At 69.2% G+C, this 17,891-nt stretch carries 21 protein-coding genes and 3 pseudogenes; 12 read left to right on the top strand and 12 right to left on the bottom strand.

Annotated elements, in window-relative coordinates; all coding sequences use genetic code 11:
• The 4 genes and pseudogenes from ACIBH4_RS39290 to ACIBH4_RS39275 form a co-directional block, all read right to left on the bottom strand.
• A pseudogene (locus ACIBH4_RS39290) lies at nucleotides 1–455 on the bottom strand (hypothetical protein); the annotation flags it as partial.
• Nucleotides 456–686: 231 nt separating this feature from the next.
• Nucleotides 687–1,214 (bottom strand): LLM class flavin-dependent oxidoreductase, encoded by a 528-nt coding sequence (locus tag ACIBH4_RS39285; RefSeq protein ID WP_362770258.1) that lies wholly within the window; start codon nucleotides 1,212–1,214, stop codon nucleotides 687–689.
• 32 nt (nucleotides 1,215–1,246) lie between these two features.
• A pseudogene (locus tag ACIBH4_RS39280) lies at nucleotides 1,247–1,426 on the bottom strand (LLM class F420-dependent oxidoreductase); the annotation flags it as partial.
• 35 nt (nucleotides 1,427–1,461) lie between these two features.
• Nucleotides 1,462–1,851, bottom strand: coding sequence for a hypothetical protein (locus tag ACIBH4_RS39275; protein WP_362770257.1), 390 nt, complete (start codon nucleotides 1,849–1,851; stop codon nucleotides 1,462–1,464).
• Between ACIBH4_RS39275 and ACIBH4_RS39270 the strand changes: the two genes are divergently transcribed.
• A complete protein-coding gene (locus tag ACIBH4_RS39270) occupies nucleotides 1,843–2,103 on the top strand; it encodes a hypothetical protein (protein WP_362522215.1) in 261 nt (86 codons plus the stop codon). The two genes, ACIBH4_RS39275 and ACIBH4_RS39270, sit on opposite strands and share 9 nt — an antisense overlap.
• A 93-nt stretch (nucleotides 2,104–2,196) precedes the next feature.
• Here ACIBH4_RS39270 and mihF read toward each other — a convergent pair whose 3' ends face one another.
• Nucleotides 2,197–2,508, bottom strand: a complete 312-nt coding sequence (gene mihF, locus ACIBH4_RS39265; protein WP_362770255.1) for an integration host factor, actinobacterial type — start codon at nucleotides 2,506–2,508, stop codon at nucleotides 2,197–2,199.
• 237 nt (nucleotides 2,509–2,745) lie between these two features.
• Entirely contained in the window at nucleotides 2,746–4,683 is a 1,938-nt protein-coding gene (locus ACIBH4_RS39260) for an AfsR/SARP family transcriptional regulator (protein ID WP_362770253.1), read from the bottom strand.
• A 112-nt stretch (nucleotides 4,684–4,795) separates the two neighbouring features.
• Here ACIBH4_RS39260 and ACIBH4_RS39255 point away from each other — a divergent pair, with 112 nt between their 5' ends.
• Nucleotides 4,796–5,674, top strand: a complete 879-nt coding sequence (locus ACIBH4_RS39255) for an alpha/beta hydrolase (protein ID WP_362770251.1) — start codon at nucleotides 4,796–4,798, stop codon at nucleotides 5,672–5,674.
• A gap of 88 nt (nucleotides 5,675–5,762) precedes the next feature.
• Here the strand turns inward: ACIBH4_RS39255 and ACIBH4_RS39250 are convergent, their stop codons facing one another.
• Nucleotides 5,763–6,584 carry an SDR family oxidoreductase gene (locus ACIBH4_RS39250; protein WP_362770249.1) on the bottom strand — a complete coding sequence of 274 codons (822 nt, stop codon included), beginning with the start codon at nucleotides 6,582–6,584 and terminating at the stop codon, nucleotides 5,763–5,765.
• An 86-nt stretch (nucleotides 6,585–6,670) separates the two neighbouring features.
• On the opposite strand from ACIBH4_RS39250, the gene ACIBH4_RS39245 reads away from it, so the two are divergent.
• From ACIBH4_RS39245 to ACIBH4_RS39220, 6 genes are all read left to right on the top strand, one after another.
• Nucleotides 6,671–7,096: a MarR family winged helix-turn-helix transcriptional regulator gene (locus ACIBH4_RS39245; RefSeq protein WP_362522208.1), complete on the top strand. Its 426-nt coding sequence runs from the start codon at nucleotides 6,671–6,673 to the stop codon at nucleotides 7,094–7,096.
• Between the two features lie 32 nt (nucleotides 7,097–7,128).
• The gene (locus ACIBH4_RS39240) at nucleotides 7,129–8,364 is read left to right on the top strand and encodes an epoxide hydrolase (protein WP_362770247.1); all 1,236 of its coding nucleotides are present in this window, start codon (nucleotides 7,129–7,131) and stop codon (nucleotides 8,362–8,364) included.
• A gap of 251 nt (nucleotides 8,365–8,615) precedes the next feature.
• The gene (locus ACIBH4_RS39235) at nucleotides 8,616–9,173 is read left to right on the top strand and encodes a hypothetical protein (protein ID WP_362770245.1); all 558 of its coding nucleotides are present in this window, start codon (nucleotides 8,616–8,618) and stop codon (nucleotides 9,171–9,173) included.
• A gap of 141 nt (nucleotides 9,174–9,314) precedes the next feature.
• On the top strand, nucleotides 9,315–9,953 hold the full coding sequence (locus ACIBH4_RS39230; RefSeq protein ID WP_362522202.1) for a copper resistance protein CopC: 639 nt from the start codon (nucleotides 9,315–9,317) through the stop codon (nucleotides 9,951–9,953).
• Between the two features lie 61 nt (nucleotides 9,954–10,014).
• Nucleotides 10,015–10,527 carry an MFS transporter gene (locus ACIBH4_RS39225; RefSeq protein ID WP_362522200.1) on the top strand — a complete coding sequence of 171 codons (513 nt, stop codon included), beginning with the start codon at nucleotides 10,015–10,017 and terminating at the stop codon, nucleotides 10,525–10,527.
• Nucleotides 10,528–10,751: 224 nt separating this feature from the next.
• Nucleotides 10,752–11,351 (top strand): sigma-70 family RNA polymerase sigma factor, encoded by a 600-nt coding sequence (locus tag ACIBH4_RS39220; protein ID WP_362770243.1) that lies wholly within the window; start codon nucleotides 10,752–10,754, stop codon nucleotides 11,349–11,351.
• Between the two features lie 65 nt (nucleotides 11,352–11,416).
• Here ACIBH4_RS39220 and ACIBH4_RS39215 read toward each other — a convergent pair whose 3' ends face one another.
• The 3 genes from ACIBH4_RS39215 to ACIBH4_RS39205 form a co-directional block, all read right to left on the bottom strand.
• On the bottom strand, nucleotides 11,417–12,562 hold the full coding sequence (locus tag ACIBH4_RS39215) for a DUF6596 domain-containing protein (protein ID WP_362770241.1): 1,146 nt from the start codon (nucleotides 12,560–12,562) through the stop codon (nucleotides 11,417–11,419).
• On the bottom strand, nucleotides 12,559–12,966 hold the full coding sequence (locus ACIBH4_RS39210; protein WP_362522194.1) for a YciI family protein: 408 nt from the start codon (nucleotides 12,964–12,966) through the stop codon (nucleotides 12,559–12,561). Before ACIBH4_RS39210 ends, ACIBH4_RS39215 begins: the two co-directional genes overlap by 4 nt.
• Nucleotides 12,967–13,231: 265 nt before the next feature.
• Nucleotides 13,232–13,657, bottom strand: a complete 426-nt coding sequence (locus tag ACIBH4_RS39205) for a VOC family protein (RefSeq protein WP_362522224.1) — start codon at nucleotides 13,655–13,657, stop codon at nucleotides 13,232–13,234.
• Nucleotides 13,658–14,081: 424 nt separating this feature from the next.
• Here ACIBH4_RS39205 and ACIBH4_RS39200 point away from each other — a divergent pair.
• From ACIBH4_RS39200 to ACIBH4_RS39185, 4 genes and pseudogenes are all read left to right on the top strand, one after another.
• Nucleotides 14,082–14,351, top strand: a pseudogene (locus ACIBH4_RS39200) (DUF4158 domain-containing protein); the annotation flags it as partial.
• 33 nt (nucleotides 14,352–14,384) lie between these two features.
• Entirely contained in the window at nucleotides 14,385–14,513 is a 129-nt protein-coding gene (locus ACIBH4_RS39195) for a hypothetical protein (RefSeq protein WP_362770238.1), read from the top strand.
• Between the two features lie 684 nt (nucleotides 14,514–15,197).
• Nucleotides 15,198–15,671 carry a Tn3 family transposase gene (locus ACIBH4_RS39190; RefSeq protein WP_362770262.1) on the top strand — a complete coding sequence of 158 codons (474 nt, stop codon included), beginning with the start codon at nucleotides 15,198–15,200 and terminating at the stop codon, nucleotides 15,669–15,671.
• On the top strand, nucleotides 15,668–16,276 hold the full coding sequence (locus ACIBH4_RS39185; protein ID WP_362770260.1) for a Tn3 family transposase: 609 nt from the start codon (nucleotides 15,668–15,670) through the stop codon (nucleotides 16,274–16,276). The genes ACIBH4_RS39190 and ACIBH4_RS39185 overlap by 4 nt, the downstream gene beginning before the upstream one ends.
• Before the next feature lie 130 nt (nucleotides 16,277–16,406).
• On the opposite strand, the gene ACIBH4_RS39180 is transcribed toward ACIBH4_RS39185, so the two are convergent.
• Nucleotides 16,407–17,591 (bottom strand): CU044_5270 family protein, encoded by a 1,185-nt coding sequence (locus tag ACIBH4_RS39180; protein ID WP_362522190.1) that lies wholly within the window; start codon nucleotides 17,589–17,591, stop codon nucleotides 16,407–16,409.
• Nucleotides 17,588–17,891 (bottom strand): sigma-70 family RNA polymerase sigma factor (locus ACIBH4_RS39175; protein ID WP_362770236.1); only part of this gene is annotated, 304 nt, incomplete at its 5' end. The genes ACIBH4_RS39180 and ACIBH4_RS39175, both read right to left, overlap by 4 nt.

The raw sequence follows: 17,891 nt of genomic DNA, 5'->3' as shown, positions 1-17,891 counted from the left end.
CTCTCGTCGGAGTCCGCGCTGCTTGAGATGTTTTCCAGCAGCGCGAATGCTTTTCCCGCGATGTCCAGCGCGGTCCTGGTCTTTCCGAGTTCACCAGTGAGCTTGTCGTTTCGCGCCGCGAGTTTGGCCGCGTCCGCCTTGAGCTTCTTGTTTTCGGCCCGCAGCCGGGCCAACTCCTCTGATTCGGTGTCCTTCTTCGGTTTACCGGTCGAGGCGGACAGGGTTCCGTTGTTCTGCTGCTTGCGCCAGTGCTCGATATGTGAGTGGTATAGCTTCTCGGTGCGTAGCAGGGCGCCGCGTTCGGGGCTGCCGTCGGGCAGCGCGTCGTAGGCCGCGAGGATCCGCGCCTTGTAGGCCGCGGTGAACGTCCGGCGCACCGGTCGGCTCGGCCGCTTGTCTGTCACCTGACCATCTTGCCCCCTCATGGCGCCCTGGTCAGCGAAGGTCATCGTCACTGCTTGATCGTCCTGTCTCGCCCTGCTTCACATCAAAAGGACTCATATGTCCGTGTCTCGCAGGAGTCTGACAGAGAGGGGGCCGCGACGCCGCCTACCTGACCCGTTACGGCGTTCTGTCGACGACACGTGATCCAGATCCAAAACTTGTTCGTAGAAACACAGGTGGCGCGGTGCGGGACGAACTCGATCATGGCTTCCTTGTGTCAAGGTTGTCCGGCTCTTGGGTGGTCACAACCGACCGGTGCGCGCGATCACCTGGCTGGCGAAGTCAAGCATCTGGTCAAGGCTGGGGAACAGTGCGAAGGCGTCCACGAACGCCTCGTCCGCACCGGACTCGGCGAGGCGCTTGAGCTTGTCGGCCAGCGAATCAACGGACGTGCCCGGTTCGAGGTTGATACGTATGGCCTTCTTCAGCGCGTCGGGATCGCGGCCGGCCTCCTGCGCCGCCTGGCGCGCGAGCGACCACAATTGGTCGGCGACCTCGTCCGGCAGAAACTCGAGCCCGAGCCAGCCGGTGGCGCTGCGGCCGACCCGGCGCATCGTGGCCTCGCTGGCGCCGCCGATCCAGATGGGTGGCCCGCCCGCTTGTGCTCGTCCTTCATCCACCCGAGTCCCACGCCGACCTCGAGACGGCCATCGCTGAGCACGTCGAGCGTGGTCAGCATCCGGGCCAGGTGCGGCGGCTCGTAGTAGAAGGTGCTGAGCGTGCTGGCATTCAGCCGTACCCGGCTGGTCGCCGTCGCGGCGACGGTCCACAGCAGCACCGGGTCGAGGTAACGCTTCATCTGCGGCGGGTACGGCTGCTCTTTGCCCGGATAGATGCTATGCATTTCGACCGGCTGGACCAGGCGATCGCCGACCCACAGCGTGTCGTAGCCAAGGTCCTCGATCCCGCGGCAGAACGCGCTTAGGCCGGCGGCGCTGCTGATGGCGGGCCCGATTATGGGAAGTGTGAAACCAAGCTTCATTGGCGAGTCCTTTCGGCGATCCGTCAACCGTTTGCTCAGACGGGAAGTTCGGTGATGCTGAGGGCGAAGTCCAGGTTCCCCACCCCGTGGTTGGCGAGGCCCACCGTGACCACGCCCGCTCCTTCCAGCCAGTGCGCCATTTTCAGGCCGCCGACGTCCAGCGGGCGTAGCCCGAGGCTCTCGATGAACGCCTCCACACTTGCCTTGGCCTGCGCATTATCGCTGGCGATGAAGACGTCGGGCCGACCCTTCTCCAGGACATGACGGAAGATGGTGTTGAACGCCTTCACCACGCTGGCGCCGGCCGGGGCCGCCTTGGTGACTTCCTGCGCGATCGAGGTCTCCTCGCGGTGGGCCAGCCCGTTGAACGTGGAATTGGCAACCACGGCGGCCGCCCCCCGGTCATCCTCGACGACATGCTGCACACCGTGCTGCGCCGCAAGGCCGCCGGGGAACGCGTCGAAGACATCCGCAAAGACCTGATCATCCCCACCGGGAAACGCAAAGGAGAGAACCCGTCCCTGGCCAGCATCTACCGGGCCCTCGCCGAGCACGAGAAGACACAGGCCTACCCCGAAGCCGTCCAGGCGGCCCACGCCGACTTCGCCCTCCTGCAGGACGCAGAGGACTTCCCCGCCCTGTCCGAGCCCGCATTCGCCGCCCGGGCCAGGCGCTGACGGAGCAGGAGGCCGAACTTCGCCATCGCCTGCAGAGCCAACCTCACCCGGACGCGGAACTCCGATAGCGCACCCGATCCAGTCCCGGCGCGGTCAGCCGATGAAAGCCCGCAAGAGTCGCTCGCACTGCTGCTCGGTCAGCGCGCCAACACGCTGCTTCTCCGCCACCCCGCAGACGGCCATCAACGCCGCGACCCGGGCCGGCCCATACCCGGGAACGGCCCGCAAGACCTGAACCACCCGTGTCCTGCTGACCAGATCCTGCCCGCTGCGCTCGAACACCTCCGCCACACTCACCACGCTGCAGGTCACCTCCGCCAACAGCGCGCGACGCGCCGTACGCGCCTCGGCCGCCTTCGCCAACGCCTTCGCACGCTGCTCCACCATCATCACCGGCAGGGCCATCAGGCACCCTCTCCTATGGAGATCAGCTGGTCAGCGACTCCCCACAGAGATCACGAGGGGGCGCCGTCGGTCATCATCCCGCACAGTGTCAACGGATGTGACACCAAGCCCGGTTCGCCGTTCCACTCCTACTGGCAGGCCAGGCCGGACCGTTCACCGGACGTTCGGCGTCCAAGCGCACGGGTTGCGGGAGTGGGGCGAGCGCGGACAGGCTCGGAGCTCGCGGATCGTCGTCGCCTACCCCGCTTCGGCGCATGCCCTCGCCTCCGCCAGATACCGCGCCACCGGGCCCAGCGTCAGCAGTCCGCTGCCGGCGCCGGCTTGTTCCGCACCGGCATCGCTCAGGGCCGCCGCAGCGTGCGCGGCGATTTCGCGCTCGCCGAGGCGTACGGCGGCGTGGGCGGTCAGGCACCACATGGCCTCCTGCATGTGGTCACGCGGTGGTTCGGGCACCGCGGCCAGGGCAGTACGGGCCTGTTCACCCCGGTCTTGGGCGAGTAGCACGAGGGGGCGTGCCCAAGGCCGGTACGGACCCCAGTCGAGGTGTGGGTCAACGGGCGCGGGCCTGCCGTGCAGCAGGCGCAACCCCAGCAGGGCGAGCGGGAACAGGCCGCGGTGCAGTCCCGGCATTCCGGCCACCTGGAGGGCGCCCTCACAAGAGCGGTAGTGCGCTGCGGTCGTGGCGGCGCTCGGTCCACCGGGTTCGGTGCTGCGGGCGGCCATGGCCCGGGCCCTGAACCACCGGGTGAGGACTGTGACGAGGGGCGCCTCTGTGGTGGCGGCGAGCTGTTCGGCGGCCTCGGCGTGCGCGGTCGCGGTGTCGAGGTCGCCGAGGGCCGAGGCGGATTGCAGGCGGATGAGTCGGCCGAGTACGGCGAAGTTCGGCAGCTCGTGCCGGGTGGACAGGTCGAGGATCTCGGCGCCGATCCCGTCCCGTACCGCCGCGAGCCCGGGGCGGGTGAAGGACTGCAGGAACACCCCGTTGAGGGCGAAGGCCAGCAGGGCGGGATCGGCCAGGTCCCGTGCCAGCGCCTCGGCCCGCAGCGCCGCCTGTCGCGCGCGCCTCAGCTCGGCTCCGGACAGATCGGCGCTGCGGCTCTCGACGGCGATCGTGGCCAGGAGGCGGCCGGCCAGGTCGGCGGGGCCGCCGGGGCCGAGCGCGGTGAGCGTGCGCTCGGCGGCCGCGACGACGGCGCGGGACTGCTCGGGGTCGTCGGCCCGGCTCCAGATGGCGGGCACGTCGTAGGCGCCGATGATCCGGGCGGTCAGAAAGAGGTCTCCCGTACGTTCCGCCGCCTGGATGGCGGCGAGGCGGTCGCGCCGCGAGTGGACGAGGGCGTCGCCACCCGCCAGTGCGAGGGTGCGGGCCAGATCCACGGTGGTGCGCGGGCCGAGCCGGGCACCGGGACCGTTCCACGCGATACGTGCGCCTTCGAGGAGCGTGGGTCCGTTGAGGATGTCCGTCTCCAGGCGCTGAAGGTCGGCACCGGGATCCAGTCCGAGTTGGTCGACGAGCATCGTACGGGCGCGGCGGAGTGCGGCCAGCGCGTCGGCCTGGCGGCCCGCGCGGTGTAGCGCGCGGGCGAGGAGCCCCCAGGCCGGCTCGCGCCACGGATGTTCGGCGACGTGGGCCCCCAGTTCGGCGACGAGATCGGCCCCTTCCCCGGAGTCGAGGAGGATGCGGGCACGTAGTTCCACCCCCTCCAACCTCAGTTCCTCCAGCCGGGTCCGCTCGCGCCGCGCCCATGGGGAGCCGGGCACATCGGCGTAGGCGGGTCCGCGCCAGGCCGCGAGCGCCGCGCCGAGATCGGTCACCGCGTCGGGGTTGCGGCGAGCGCGGACCAGGGTGTCCTGGAACCGGTAGACGTCCACGTCCTCGCGCGACAGGCGCAGCGCGTAGCCGGGACCTTCGGTGACGATCACTCGCGGCGGACTGCGGGGCGGCCGGTCGGGTTCGAGGGCACGGCGCAGCGCGGCGACGAACGTCTGCAAAGCGCCCACGGCGCGGTCCGGCGGATCGGCCCACAGGTCGTCGACAAGGGTGTCGGTGGTGACCATCCGCCCCTCGGCGGCGACGAGCCTGGCAAGTACCTCACGATGGCGGGGTCCGCCCAGGTCGACCGGGCTGCCGTCGTCGCGGAGGGCCCGCACGGCACCGAGCACGTCGATTCGCATGCCCCCATCCTCTCTGCCGGGGGTCGGCCGCGCCCAACCGTACTGATCGGCTGCTGATCGCCGTCGCCCAGGCTGACCAGGTCAGTCCCCCACCAGAAAAGGACGGCCCTTCATGACGCTCACCATTCCCGGCTTCGATCACATTCGCCTGCCCGGCGCGGACGGGGTTGAGCTGGCCGCCGCTGTCGGCGGCAGCGGCAGCCCGGTCGTGCTGTTGCACGGTTTCCCGCAAACCCACCTGATGTGGCGACACGTTGCCGGGCGGCTCGTCGGCGAGCACACGGTGATCTGTCCTGACCTGCGAGGTTACGGCGCCAGCGACAAGCCGGCGGCCACCGACCCCGATGTGTACGCCAAGCGCACCATGGCCGCCGACGTCGTGACCCTGGCGGCGGCGCTCGGGCACGAGCGCTTCGCCCTCGTCGGCCACGACCGGGGCGCCCTGGTCGCCTTCCGGGCGGGGCTGGACCACCCTGAGACCATCACGCACCTGGGCATCCTCGACATCGTGCCGACGCTCGACATGTGGGACGTCCTGCACGGCGTCTCGGCGGCGGTCGGCTACCACCTCTTCCTGATGGCGCAGCCGCCGGGCCTGCCGGAGGTGATGATCGCAGGCAGTGTGGACGCGTTCTTCGGTTCGTTCCTCGACGCCTGGGCCAACGACCCGACCGCCGTGCCGGAGGATGTGCGTGCCGAATACCTGCGGGCGAGCGCCGCGGCGGTGCCGTCGATCGTCGCGGACTACCGGGCCTCGGCGGGCATCGACGTCCTGCACGACCAGGCGGACCTGGACGCCGGATCGCAGCTGGCCATGCCCGTGACGGTCGTCCAGCAGGACTGGGGCGCGCAGCTGGGCTACGACGCTGCCGGGGTGTGGAAGGCGTGGGCGCCGGATCTGGACCACCGGCTGACCCGGTCGGGGCACTTCATGGCGGAGGAGGCACCCGACGAGATCGCGGCGGCGATCCGGGGCCTGCTGGCCCGCTGACCCTTTGGCGCAGGTCTGGCGTGGCAGCGATCGATGACGCGGGTAGATCCGATCGGGGGATCTGAGCGGTGATTGTCCTGTTGTCGAGTCAGTGCCCCGAATGGTCGATGTCGTGGGCACGATGCAAGCCCAGTTTACGGTTCAGGCGCCCGGTCAGCCGGGTAACGGTGGTGCGGGGCAGCGCGCGAGGGACCCACGTCGCCGCCCTGTTGACCGCGCGCCCCGGGTAGGAGTTGACGGTGCCCTTGGCGAAGGCGTCGAGGGTCTTGACCGCGACGCCTTCCGGCGCATCGGTGAACGCCGGATTCATGGTGACGGAGGTGCCGTCGAAGAACCCCGTGTCGGTGGCTCCGGGGTGGGCTGCCATGACACGGACTCCTGTGCCGCGGAGTTCCTCGGCGAGTGATTCGGTGAACGACAGCACGAACGCCTTCGTCGCCGCGTAGCCGGCCTGGTACGGCATCGGCTGGAAAGCGGCCGTCGAGGCTACGTTGATGATTCCGCCGCGCCCCCTTTCGGCCATGCGGCCGCCGAGCACGTGGGTCAGGCTCATCAGGGCGGTGACGTTCAGCTCGACCGAACTGACGTTCCGTCGAAGCGGGGTGCTCAGAAACGGGCCGACGGCGCCCGCGCCCGCGTTGTTGACCAGCAGGTCGACGGTACGACCCTGCCGGTCCAGCTCCGCGATCAGCCCCTTCACTCCGTCGGGCCCGGCGAGATCGGCCGTCACGGGGTTCACGTCGACCGGGTGCGCCTCACGGATCTCATCGGCGACCCGGCGCAACGCGTCGCCGGAGCGGGCCACGAGCACGACATGAGCCCCTCGCCGCGCGAGTTCGTGCGCGTAGGCCACGCCGAGCCCTTTGGACGCGCCGGTGACGAGTGCGGTGATACCGCGATACCTGTACATGATCGTCCAACTCCATTTACTTCGAGGCTCAAAGCAAAAGCAGGCTAACAGCTTCGAGTCTCGAAACAAACTGCTATCCTCAGAGCATGACGGACCAGGCGCTGGAGCAGGTGGTGCGGGCCAGTCATGAGGTCTTCATGCTGACCGGTGACCGCATCGCCAAGGCACTCGAGGAGCTCCGGCTCACGCACGCGACCGCGCAGGCCCTGTGGGCGATCGACCCCGGACAGCCCGCCCCGTCGATGACGGTGCTGGCGGGCCGGCTGTTCTGCAACGCGCCCAACCTCAGTTTCGTCGTCAACCAGCTGGCCGACCGCGGGTACGTCGAGCGTGCCGTGGACCCCGGCGACCGGCGTTCTCGGGTTGTCGTGCTGACCGAGCAGGGCCGGCGGGCACGCGAGCGCGTCATCGGCGTGACACTTGCCGAGACCCCGTTCGCCGACTGCGAGCCGGAAGATCTGCGCCGCCTCGCCGAGATCTTCCAGCGGGTCCTGAGCCGCACCGGCCGGTAAACCCAGAGACATCCTGAGTAAGGAACCACGCGATGAGCACCCCGCACGTCTTCCCCCTGAAGCCCGTTGCGATCCACGTGTCCGACGAGGCTCTCGATGACCTGCGCGCCCGTCTCGCATCGACCCGTCCACCGCTGGACGAGGGAAATGAGGACTGGTCCTACGGTGTCCCCGACGGCTATCTCCGTGATTTGGTCGCCTACTGGCGGGACAGCTACGACTGGCGCAAGGCCGAGGCGGCCATCAACGTCTACGAGCACTACCAGGTGAGCGTCGACGGTGTCCCGGTGCACTTCATGCGCAAGGCCGGCCGCGGCCCCCGTCCGATCCCGCTGATCCTCACCCACGGCTGGCCGTGGACGTTCTGGCACTGGTCGAAGGTGATCGATCCGCTCGCCGACCCGGCCGCGTTCGGCGGTGACCCCGCCGACGCCTTCGACGTCATCGTGCCGTCTCTGCCCGGCTTCGGTTTCCCCGGCCCGCTCACCGGCTTTCCCGACGTCAACTTCTGGAAGGTCTCCGACCTCTGGCACACCCTGATGACCGAGACCCTGGGGTATGAGAAGTACGCCGCCGGGGGCTGTGACATCGGCGGGATCGTCACCAGCCAGCTCGGCCACAAGTACGCCGACGAGCTGTACGGCATCCACATCGGCTCCGGGCTGCCGCTCAACTTCTTCGCCGGCCCCCGGGCCTGGAACTTCGCCCGGAATCAGCCTCTCACCGACGACCAGCCCGCAGATATCCGCGCCCGCATCATCGAGCTGGACCACCGCTGGGCGTCCCACCTCGCCGTGCACATGCTCGACGGCGCCACCCTGGCCCACGGGCTGAGCGACTCACCCGCCGGACTGCTCGCCTGGCTGCTGGAGCGCTGGAATGCCTGGAGCGACAACGGCGGCGACGTCGAATCCGTCTTCACCAAGGACGACCTGCTCACCCACGCCACGATCTACTGGGTGAACAACTCCATCGCCACGTCGATGCGCTACTACGCCAACGCCAACCGCTACCCCTGGACCCCCGCCCACGACCGCATCCCGGTCGTGCAGGCCCCGGTCGGACTCACCTTCGTCACGTACGAGAACCCGCCCGGCATCCACACCGCCACCGAGCGAGTCCAGGCGTTCAAGACCGGCCCGCAGGGCGACTGGTTCAACCACGTCAACGTCAACGCCCACGACCACGGCGGCCACTTCATCCCCTGGGAGAACCCCGACGCCTGGGTGAACGACCTGCGCCGCACCTTCCACGGCCGCAGGCCCTGAACGACCTTCGCGGCCTCCTGCGGCGACGGGCTGCTGGTCGGCACGGTCCACGGGAGCTCCTCGCGCCTCGACCGGGGTCGGCTTCGTACGCACGGCCGGCGCGGAACGCCGGACGCCCACCGGGTGAACCGCCGGACCGCCCATCCGCGTATCTCCGGACATGAGGTGGGCGCCCCGGGCGGCGATGGTCGATGACATGATCCACGGTCCCGGTCTTCTCGGCGGGCTACCTGCCTGACAAGATGTCTTTCGTGACCCCTCCGGCGTCGGCGCTGCGCGTGCCGCGAGCCGTCGTCTTCGCGACGATGTGCCTCGTGGTCTCCGCGGGCGGCCACGCCCTGGCCGGAGGTGGCCTGATCCCCCCGTACCTGGCCGTTCTCGGCGCGCTGATCGCTTTTTGCGTCGCGTACGCGCTGAACGGGCGCGAACGCGGGATGGAGGTCGTGCTCGGCGCGACCATCGGCACGCAGATCGTGTTGCACGAGCTGTTCAGCCGTGCCGCGCCCGCCTCGCACACGATGTCGCCCACCGAGCATGACCATTCCGGGCCGGGCATGACGGTGGTCCATCTGGTGGTGGCACTGGGCACCGGCTGGTGGCTGCACCGGGGTGAGAGCGCGCTGTGGCTGATGATCCGCCTGTACGGCGGGCCGAGGCCGTTGATTCGGCTGCTGTTCGCCGTCCCCGTCGAGGTGACGGCGCCGGTGTGGCGGGCCGTTCCGACCGCGGAGGTGCGGCCGTACGGTGGTTGGGAGATTCTCCCGGCGCTGCGGCGGCGCGGCCCGCCCGTGTCGCACCACGCCGGCTGAGGGACCTCGGAAGAAAGGGTCCGGCGGGCGGCGTGCCCCTGTGACCACGACGTCCTCCTCTCTTCTTTCGCCGGAGGCGTCCCTTCCGTTCGCGTCGGCCCGTACCGAGGCACGGCGAAAAGGTCCTTTCTGGAGCCCACGATGGCATCCCTGCCGCGCTCTGTCCGCACGACCGTTGTCACCACGCTGTGCTGTGCCCTGTTCGTCCTGCTCAGCGCTCTCGCCGCCCCCGCCGCACTCGCCCACGACCGCCTCAAGAGCAGCTCTCCGGCCAAAAACGCCAAGGTATCCGCCGTCGAGCGGATCAAACTGGAGTTCAGCTCCCGAATCCGCTTCCCCGTGGTCGCGCTGCGCTCGGCGAGCGATGTGGTCATCGACATCGGCAAGGCGAAAGGCGCGGGTGACACGGTCACCTCCGACGTTCCCGAGCCGCTGCCGGCAGGCAGGTACGTGATCGCCTGGCGGGTGGTCTCCCCCGACGGCCACCCGATCGAAGGGGAGATCCCCTTCACCGTGACCGCCCCGGCGACCCCGTCCAGCGCCCCCTCCCGCACGCCGACGGCGGAGCCGGACGCCTCCGCCGTTCCGTCGGCGGCCGGGCAACCCTCCTCGCCCGCCCCCGCCGTGGCCGACGGCCCCGTCTCCGCGGCCGACGACCGGCAGGCTTCCCAGGGCCTGCCGGGCTGGACCTGGATCGCGCTGGTCGCGCTCGTGGTGCTCGGCGCGGGCATCTGGTCGCTGACCTCCCGCAGGGACCGTCCCGGCGGCGGGGCGGAGTGATCCGCTGAGCACGCCCGCGCACCTGACGCTACGCCTGGCCCGCGCCGCGGCCTTCGCCGTGGTGTGCCTGGGGCTGGGCGCGCTCGCCCACGTCTTGGGCGGCGGCGTCGTCTCCGCACCGGCGGCGGCGGGCGCCCTGGCACTGGCGTTCCTGACGGCACTGCCCGCGACCGGCGGCGAGCGCGGCATGGCGGTGATCTGGCCGCTGCTGGCGGCCACGCAGGTGGCGCTGCACCTGCTCTTCTCCACCGTTCATCTCATCGCGCCGCCGGCCGAGATCGGTGGGCACACACATCCGGGGTCCGGGCTGGTCCCGGGCCTGGGCATGGTGGTGACACACGCCTGGGCCGGAGCGCTGGCCGCCCTGTGGCTGGCGCGCGGCGAGGCCGCGCTCTGGGCGGTGCTGCGCCGCCTCGCCGTCCGGGTTCTACGGCTGCTGACAGTCCGGTGCGATCCAACGGCCGAACCCACCCGCCCATGGCTCACCACCTCCCCCGCACCGCCGCTCCTGCGGTCGGTGCTGTTGCGGTACGCGCTCAGCGGGCGGGCCCCGCCGCTGTCGATCCGCGGCTGAGCCGCTCCCCCATCACGGGCCGACCTCTGGTTGAAGGCGGTTCCGTCTCCTCACGATGTTCTCCCGGGCGGACCCGGTCCGTTCGGCCGCCGTCGTGCCCCGATTCCACGACCTGCCTGGACATCCGCGGCTGAGCCGCTCCCGGCTTCTATCCGACCGTCCTGTCGAGGGCGTGTCTTCGACCCGTGTATCCGTTCTGCACCGTGACCCGAGGAACGATCACCATGATTTCCGCCACGCGCGATCAACCCACCGCCGACCACGAAGCCACCGCGTGTCCCGATGACCATTTGACGGTGCTCGCGCTGACCGCACGCTCGGGAGCGCCCGCGGACGTCGAGGCCTTCACCCGCGCCGTCTACGCCGAGGTCCGCAGGTTCGTCGCCCATCTGGCCGGGAGCGCCTCGGCTGAGGACCTGACCCAGGAGACGTTCGTGCGCGTCCTGCGGAGCCTGCCCCACTTCGCGGGCCGCTCCTCGGCCAGGACCTGGCTGCTGTCCATCGCCCGGCGGGTCGTCGTCGACCGGTTCCGGTCCGCGTCCCGCCGTCCCGCGATCGCCGATCTCGCCGACTGGCAGGGCGTCGCCGAACGGCGTCAACCCGTCGGGCTGCCAGGCTGCGAGGATCAGGTGGCTCTGGCCGACCTGCTGGCCCAGGTGCCCCGTGAGCGGCGGGAGGCTTTCGTGCTCACCCAGATCGTCGGTATGCCCTACGCCGAGGCCGCCCTGCTGATCGGCTGCCCGATCGGCACGGTGCGCTCACGGGTGGCGCGAGCCCGAACCCAGCTCATCGAGTCCTTGGAAGCCGCCGATCGAGCCGCCTGAGTCCTGCTTCGCGGAGCTTCGAAGGCCGGCAGGAGGGTGTTGGGTGAACGCCTGGTGTCCGCCGCTCAACCGCGCAGTCGCGCGTTGAGTCGTGCGGCCTGTCGCATGAGGTGGTCGCGTTCGGAGAGGTTGGGTGCCGATCGGGCGGCTTCGGCGTAGAGACGTGCCGCGGTCACCGGGTCGCCGTCACGTTCGCGCAGGTACGCCGCGGCGGCGGTGTGGCGGGGCAGGGAGGGGTCGAGTTCCGCGAGGGCGGCCAGACCGGCCCGCGGGCCGTCGGCCTCGCCGACCGCGACGGCCCGGTTGAGACGGGCCACCGGATTGCCGGTGAGACGCACCAGTTCGTCGTACCACTCGACGATCTGCACCCAGTCGGTCTCCTCGACCGTTCGGGCGTCGGCGTGCAGCGCGGCGATGGCGGCCTGGGCCTGGAACTCGCCCAGCCGGTCACGGGCGAGGGCCGCCTGGAGCACGTCGACGCCCTCGGCGATCAGGCGGGTGTCCCACAGGCCGCGGTCCTGCTCGGCCAAGGGCACGAGCCTGCCGTCGGGGCCGGTTCGTGCGGGCCGGCGGGCGTGGTGCAGCAGCATGAGCGCGAGCAGGCCCGCGACCTCCTCATGCTTGGTCGCCGCGGCCAGCCGGCGAGTGAGCCGGATCGCCTCGGCGGCGAGATCGACGTCGCCGGAGTAACCCTCGTTGAAGACCAGGTAGAGCACGCGCAGCACCGTGGCGACGTCCCCCGGCCGGTCGAACCGGACGCCCGAGACGGTCCGCTTCGCCCTGCTGATCCGCTGGGCCATGGTCGCCTCCGGCACGAGATAGGCCTGCGCGATCTGGCGTGTCGTCAATCCGCCGACCGCGCGCAGCGTGAGCGCGACGGCCGAGGCCGGCGTCAGGGACGGGTGCGCACACAGGAAGTACAGCCGGAGCGTGTCGTCCACCGCCTCCCCCGGGCCGGGCAGGGGCTCGGTCTCGACACGCACCTCGCGGTGCCGCCGCGAGGTGTCGGCGCGGGCGGCGTCGAGGAACTTGCGCCAGGCCACAGTGATCAGCCAGCCCCGGGGGTCCCGCGGCGGATCGTCCGGCCACACGCGTACGGCCTCGACCAGGGCGTCCTGCACGGCGTCCTCGGCCGCCGCGAAGGCGGCTCCACGACGGACGAGAACGCCGATCACCGCGGGCACCAGCTCCCGCAGCAGCGACTCGTTCACTCGATCACCGTGGGCTGCTCACCTACGAGTGGCCGCACCTCAAGCCACTCGTGGATCGGCTTCCCGCCCGCTCCTGGAGCCGCGGACAACTCGCCGGCCAGCTCAAGTGCCCGCTCGTAGGTCTCGACGTCGATCACCATCCAGCCGGCGATCAGGTCCTTGGTCTCCGCGAACGGGCCGTCGGTGACCGGCGGCCGTCCCTCTCCGTCGTAGCGGACAAAGGTGCCCCCCGGGGAGAGTGCCTGGCTGTCGACGAACTCGCCGGTGCTCTCAAGCCGGGCGGCGAAGTCACGCATGTACTGCACGTGGGCCGAGATCTCCTCCGGCTCCCACCGGTCCATCGGCACGTCGTTCACCGAGGCCGGCGCGCCCCGGTAGTGCTTGAGCAGCAGGTACTTGGCCATCGTGTTCTCCTTGGTGAAGTACGGCCCATTGTGGCGGTGTTCACCGCGGGGACGGAGCGGCGCGCGGCTTCTCGACATCACGTCGCGACATTTTCCGGCGGACTTCACGAAGTCCGCGTACCGCTGTGGGGGCGAGGCGTGGGAGATCCATCCCACGCGAGCGATCGTGTGCCGCTCGGCCGCACTTGGCCGCCCCCTCCCGCTTGTCGTTCTCGGTCCATCCGGCGGATCGTTCCGGTCGGTCGCGGGCCGTCCCGGGGGGCCGTCAGCCGAGTTGCTCGGCCAGCGCGACGATGATCCCCCCGGGACCGCGGAGGTAGCAGAGCCGATAGCTGTTCTCGTAGCGCACCAGATCGCCGAGGAGTTCGGCGCCGTGGGCGCCCAGGCGGGCGACGACGTCGTCGATGTCGTCGACGGCGAACATGACCCGATGCAGGCCCAGCGTGTTGGGCGGCGGGTTCTCCGGCCCGGCGCTGATCGCCGCGGGGGCGTGGTACTTCATCAGCTCCAGCTTGTTGTGGCCGTCCGGGGTCCGCATCATCGCGATGTCGCTCCGGACACCGTCGAGCCCGACGGTACGGTCCGCCCAGAGGCCTTCGATCTGCGCCTCGCTTTCCAGCTCCATGCCGAGTTCCACGAAGAACGCGATCGCGGCCTCAAGGTCGTCGACGACGATGCCGACGTTGTCCATCCGCTGAATCGCCATGGTGGTTCTCCTTCTTCGCTGGGCGGCCCGTCGTGGCCACCGGTGTACCTGGGACGGAGCAGGCACCACATTCTCGACATCCGGAAACGTGCGAAGTTCGATCGCCCTGGCGCGGCCCCCTCTCGGCCGCCGGGTCAGGTGTCGACGGAGCATGTCTCTGCATCTCCGCGAACCACTCATGTGGGCCCGGCGCTCGGGTCGCCGTCACCAGGGGCAAAGTAGCTCTGAGTGATCGTAATTCGAGTAGCCCGCATGATGAAGAGGCATTTTGAGGCGGGGGCAATGTAACTGAGCGTTGCATCTCGGGTCCGCTACGTCGCGATCACAACTCGGAGATACCGTTTGGTAGTCACATGGTTACAAATCGTGTTTCTCCTGATGCTCCGCTGGAGATCGGGAGAAAGGGTGCGGCATGCGACGCGAATGGGAGTTAGAGGATCTGATCGAGTGCTGGACGCTGGATGAGGAGGAGTTCGCGCTGCTGGCGAACAAATCCGGGGCGACGCGGCTCGGCTTCGGTCTGATGCTGAAGTTCTTCGAGCTGGAAGCCAGGTTTCCCCGCAGGGAGGACGTGCCTCGCCCGGCGGTGGAGTTCATGGCGGGACAGGTGAAGGTCGACGCGCAACTGTTCGCCGCTTACGACTGGTCCGGCCGGACCATCAAGAACCATCGGGCGTAAATCCGGGAGTTTCACGGCTTTCGTGAGCCGACGGTGGGTGATGAGGACAAGCTCGCCGACTGGCTGGCCACCAAGATCTGTCCGGTGGAGATGTCGCGGGATCGGCTGCGCGGCGCGCTGCTGGCGCGTTTGGCGGCCGGCGCGCGTTCTTGCAGGAGCTGAAGGAGGACCCGGGGCCGCTGCAGTTGGAGACGCTGCTGGCGGAGATCGTGAAGCTGGAGCGGGTCAAGGCGATCGGGCTGCCGACCGCGTTGTTCGAGGGGGTCTCGGAGAAGGTGGTGGCGGGCCGGCGGGCCCGGGCGATGAAGATGTCCCCGTCCGATTTCGAGGCGGCGGCACCGCCGGTGCGCCTCCCCCTGCTGGCCACGTTGCGCCAGGTGCGGCAGGCGGAGCTGATCGACGGGCTGGTGGAGCCGCTGATCCAGCTCGTGCACAGGATCAGCGTGCTGGCGGAGAAGAAGGTCGAGGGCGAGCTCAACGCCGAGTTCCGGCGGGTGCAGGGCAAGAACGGGATCTTGGTGAAGCTCGCCACGGCGGCGCTGGAACTACTGGAGGAGATCGTCCGCAAGGCCCTGTATCCGCTGGTCGGTGAGCGGACGCTGGAAGACATCATCGCCGAGGCCAAGGCGAATGAGAAGGAGCTTCGTACCCGGGTGCGGACCAAGCTGCGTGGCTCCTACTCCCACCACTACCGGCGCGGCCTGCCCAAGCTGCTCAAAGCGGTGGCCTTCCGCTCCAGCAACGACACCTTCAAGCCGGTGATGGACGCCCTGGACCTGCTGAAGCGCTACGACGGCTCCGCCGAGACCTTCTACGCCGCCGAGGCGGTACCGCTGGAGCACGGGGATAGAGGCCGACACCGAGGCCGCGCTGCGCCGGACCCGCCGCCTGTTTGTCAACCGCGACAACCTGCGGGCCGCGATCCGCACGGTGGTCAGCAAGACACTCCAGGTGCGCGACGTCTCGCTGTGGGGGCCGGGCACGGCGTGCGCGTCGGACTCGCGCAAGTTCGGTTCCTGGTCGGCGAACTTCATGACCGAATGGCATCAGCGCTACGGCGGTGCCGGGATCATGGTGTACTGGCACGTAGAACGCAAGAACGTCTGCATCTACAGCCAGGTGCGATCCACCACGGACTCCGAGGTCGCCTCGATGATCGAGGGCTTGCTCCGTCATCTGACCAGCGCGGAGATCGATCGCCAGTACACCGATACCCACGGAGCTTCGATCGTTGGCTTTGCGTTCTTGCACTTGCTGGACTTCAAGCTGCTGCCCCGGCTGAAGAACATCGGCTCGGCCCGCCTGTACCGGCCGGCCTGACCGAGGGCGAGGCCTGGCCGCAGCTGGAGGGCGTCCTGTCAGACAAGACCGTCGACTGGGAATTGATCGCCAACCAGTACGACCAGATGATCAAGTACGCGACGGCGCTGCGCCTCGGCACCGCCGAGGCCCATCAGATGCTGCGCCGCTTCACCCGCGGCGGCCCCAAGCACCCCACCTACCGGGCCATCGAGGAACTCGGCCGGGTGATCCGCACCGTCTTCATCTGCGACTACCTGGCCGAGGAGGAGCTGCGGCACGAGATCCACGAGGGCCTCAACGTGGTGGAGAACTGGAACTCGGCCAACAAGGACATCTTCTACGGCAAGGCCGGTGATCTGACCGGCGACGACCGTGAGCACGTCGAGGTCTCCGCGCTGGCCCTTCACCTGGTCCAGGCCGCGATCGTCTACCTGAACACCAGGATGGTGCAGATCGTCCTCGCCGAGCCGCACTGGCGAAAGAAGCTCACCGACGCCGACCGGCGCGCCCTGTCGGCTCTGTTCTGGTCCCATCTGAACCTGTACGGCAAGTTCGAGCTCGACATGAGCAAACAGCTCGACCTCGGGCCAGTCTCGGGCCTGGAAGTCCAGCAGGCCACCTGATCCATGCGGGGGGCCACGTGAGCGCCGTTGTCATCCCTGCAGAGATCCAGAACTACTTGAACGCGTCTGTCAGCTGAGTCGTCTACCGTGCGGACCCCGGCCGCGCGCTCATCGCCGCCGGGGCACCCTTTCACTTCCCCTTCTTGCACCCCTTCGGTGGAGAAGCCGGCGGCCCGGTCCAGCCCGACTCGGGGCCGCGGGCTTGGTAGCCCATGGCCTCATCCTTGGTCGCTCCCAGAGCGGTGCGGGCCGCGTAGGAGACGCCGGAGAGCGTCTCGCCCGTCCCTGGGTCGAGGATCTGCCTGTAGTAGACCGGCAGCTCCTTGCGTGGTTTGTTGGAGTACACCAGGGAGCCTCCCGCCCCGCCGAAGTCCACGGATATGCCCCTTCTACCAAGCGGATCCGTCACTGTGCCCATAACCTTGGTGGTCGGCAGACCGGCCAGGACGCGGATGATCGCGGCGCGCTGGGCAGGGCTGAGCGGCATGCCCAGGAGGTTCGCGGTGGTCGGTAGGAACTTCTCGAAGGGCTGCGTGAAACCACGGCCGTTCCAGATCTCGTGGTAGGCACGGAGCTGCTTCACAAGCTCGGCCGGATCGGTGGGGATCGCCGCCAGATCGGCCATGGTGAACTCGCTGACCGTGGTGTTGGGATAGTTTCCCGTGGGATCCATTCTCAAGGTGTACCTGCAGTCCTTCGGCTCGTTGGCGACCAGAACCGAATCGCACGGCCCGCTGGTCTCACAGTGCCCCTTGACCCGGGCGGGAGCTCCCGCCGCCCGCCAGGCGCGCTCGTCCTCGGCCGTGGCCGGGCGGGCGCTGTCCTGCCGCCACACCTGCGTGAGCACCAGATCAGCGGGATCGCGCGGCTGCCAGGTCTCGCGGCGGCCGACCACCACGAGCCTGTAGCCACCGGTAGACAGGTGGCTGCCGTCGATCCTCACCTCGCGCCAGTAGGCGCCGCTCTCTGCGGGGAGTCTCTCGATCCTGTCGGCCAGGTCGAACAGCTCCTGGTTGGTCCTCGTCGGACTGAGCACGGCAGGGGCCGATGCCAGGTTCGTCACCAGCGCGAAGACCAGGGCCACGATCGCGGCCGTGGACAGCGGCGCCCACAGGACCCACAGGCGGGACCGGGTCCGCGAGGCCGGGGCCGCCAGCAGGGTCCGTCTCGGGCGCGATGGCCTGCGCGAGGGTTCTGGTGGTGCCTCGGCGGTGGCCATGAACAGCATGTCGTCAGCGGAGATGCGTGATCCGCGGTCCAGCGAAGCCGGGCGGGCCATGGCTAGCAGGTCCATCGCATCGGGCTTGCGGCTCATCGCAGTTTCCTTCCTGGAACGGTCACGGGCTTTCGGGATGTGGTACCGGTGGCTTCGATCGCCGACTGCAGTCGGCGGCGCGCTCGATGCAAGCGGACGAAGAAGGCGGCCTTGGTGCAGCCGAGTACCTCGGCCGCTTCCGTGGTGGATAGGCCATGCCAGGTGGTCAGGGTCAGGATCTCTTTGTCTGCCTCAGACAAGCCGGCTAGGGCCTGTACGGACTTCGGATCTTCAGGCGGGTTGAAGGCTTCGAATCCACAAGATGGCTCCGCGTAGATGAAGGCCGGCGAGGTAACTTTC

The sequence above is a fragment of the Streptosporangium sp. NPDC050284 genome (assembly GCF_044459525.1).
Taxonomy (GTDB): Bacteria; Actinomycetota; Actinomycetes; order Streptosporangiales; family Streptosporangiaceae; genus Streptosporangium.
The sequence above is the reverse complement of the archived record's forward strand: the minus strand, read 5'-3'. Positions and strand labels throughout refer to the sequence as shown.

What these genes read in the sequence shown, in the direction of transcription:
- ACIBH4_RS39260 (WP_362770253.1), bottom strand. Translation starts at nt 4,683, where the DNA reads ATGCGAATCGACGTGCTCGGTGCCGTGCGGGCCCTCCGCGACGACGGC.
- ACIBH4_RS39180 (WP_362522190.1), bottom strand. Translation starts at nt 17,591, where the DNA reads ATGAGCCGCAAGCCCGATGCGATGGACCTGCTAGCCATGGCCCGCCCG.
- ACIBH4_RS39270 (WP_362522215.1), top strand. Translation starts at nt 1,843, where the DNA reads ATGCTGCACACCGTGCTGCGCCGCAAGGCCGCCGGGGAACGCGTCGAA.
- ACIBH4_RS39210 (WP_362522194.1), bottom strand. Translation starts at nt 12,966, where the DNA reads ATGGCCAAGTACCTGCTGCTCAAGCACTACCGGGGCGCGCCGGCCTCG.
- ACIBH4_RS39230 (WP_362522202.1), top strand. Translation starts at nt 9,315, where the DNA reads ATGGCATCCCTGCCGCGCTCTGTCCGCACGACCGTTGTCACCACGCTG.
- ACIBH4_RS39220 (WP_362770243.1), top strand. Translation starts at nt 10,752, where the DNA reads ATGATTTCCGCCACGCGCGATCAACCCACCGCCGACCACGAAGCCACC.
- ACIBH4_RS39255 (WP_362770251.1), top strand. Translation starts at nt 4,796, where the DNA reads ATGACGCTCACCATTCCCGGCTTCGATCACATTCGCCTGCCCGGCGCG.
- ACIBH4_RS39205 (WP_362522224.1), bottom strand. Translation starts at nt 13,657, where the DNA reads ATGGACAACGTCGGCATCGTCGTCGACGACCTTGAGGCCGCGATCGCG.
- ACIBH4_RS39245 (WP_362522208.1), top strand. Translation starts at nt 6,671, where the DNA reads ATGACGGACCAGGCGCTGGAGCAGGTGGTGCGGGCCAGTCATGAGGTC.
- ACIBH4_RS39240 (WP_362770247.1), top strand. Translation starts at nt 7,129, where the DNA reads ATGAGCACCCCGCACGTCTTCCCCCTGAAGCCCGTTGCGATCCACGTG.
- mihF (WP_362770255.1), bottom strand. Translation starts at nt 2,508, where the DNA reads ATGGCCCTGCCGGTGATGATGGTGGAGCAGCGTGCGAAGGCGTTGGCG.
- ACIBH4_RS39250 (WP_362770249.1), bottom strand. Translation starts at nt 6,584, where the DNA reads ATGTACAGGTATCGCGGTATCACCGCACTCGTCACCGGCGCGTCCAAA.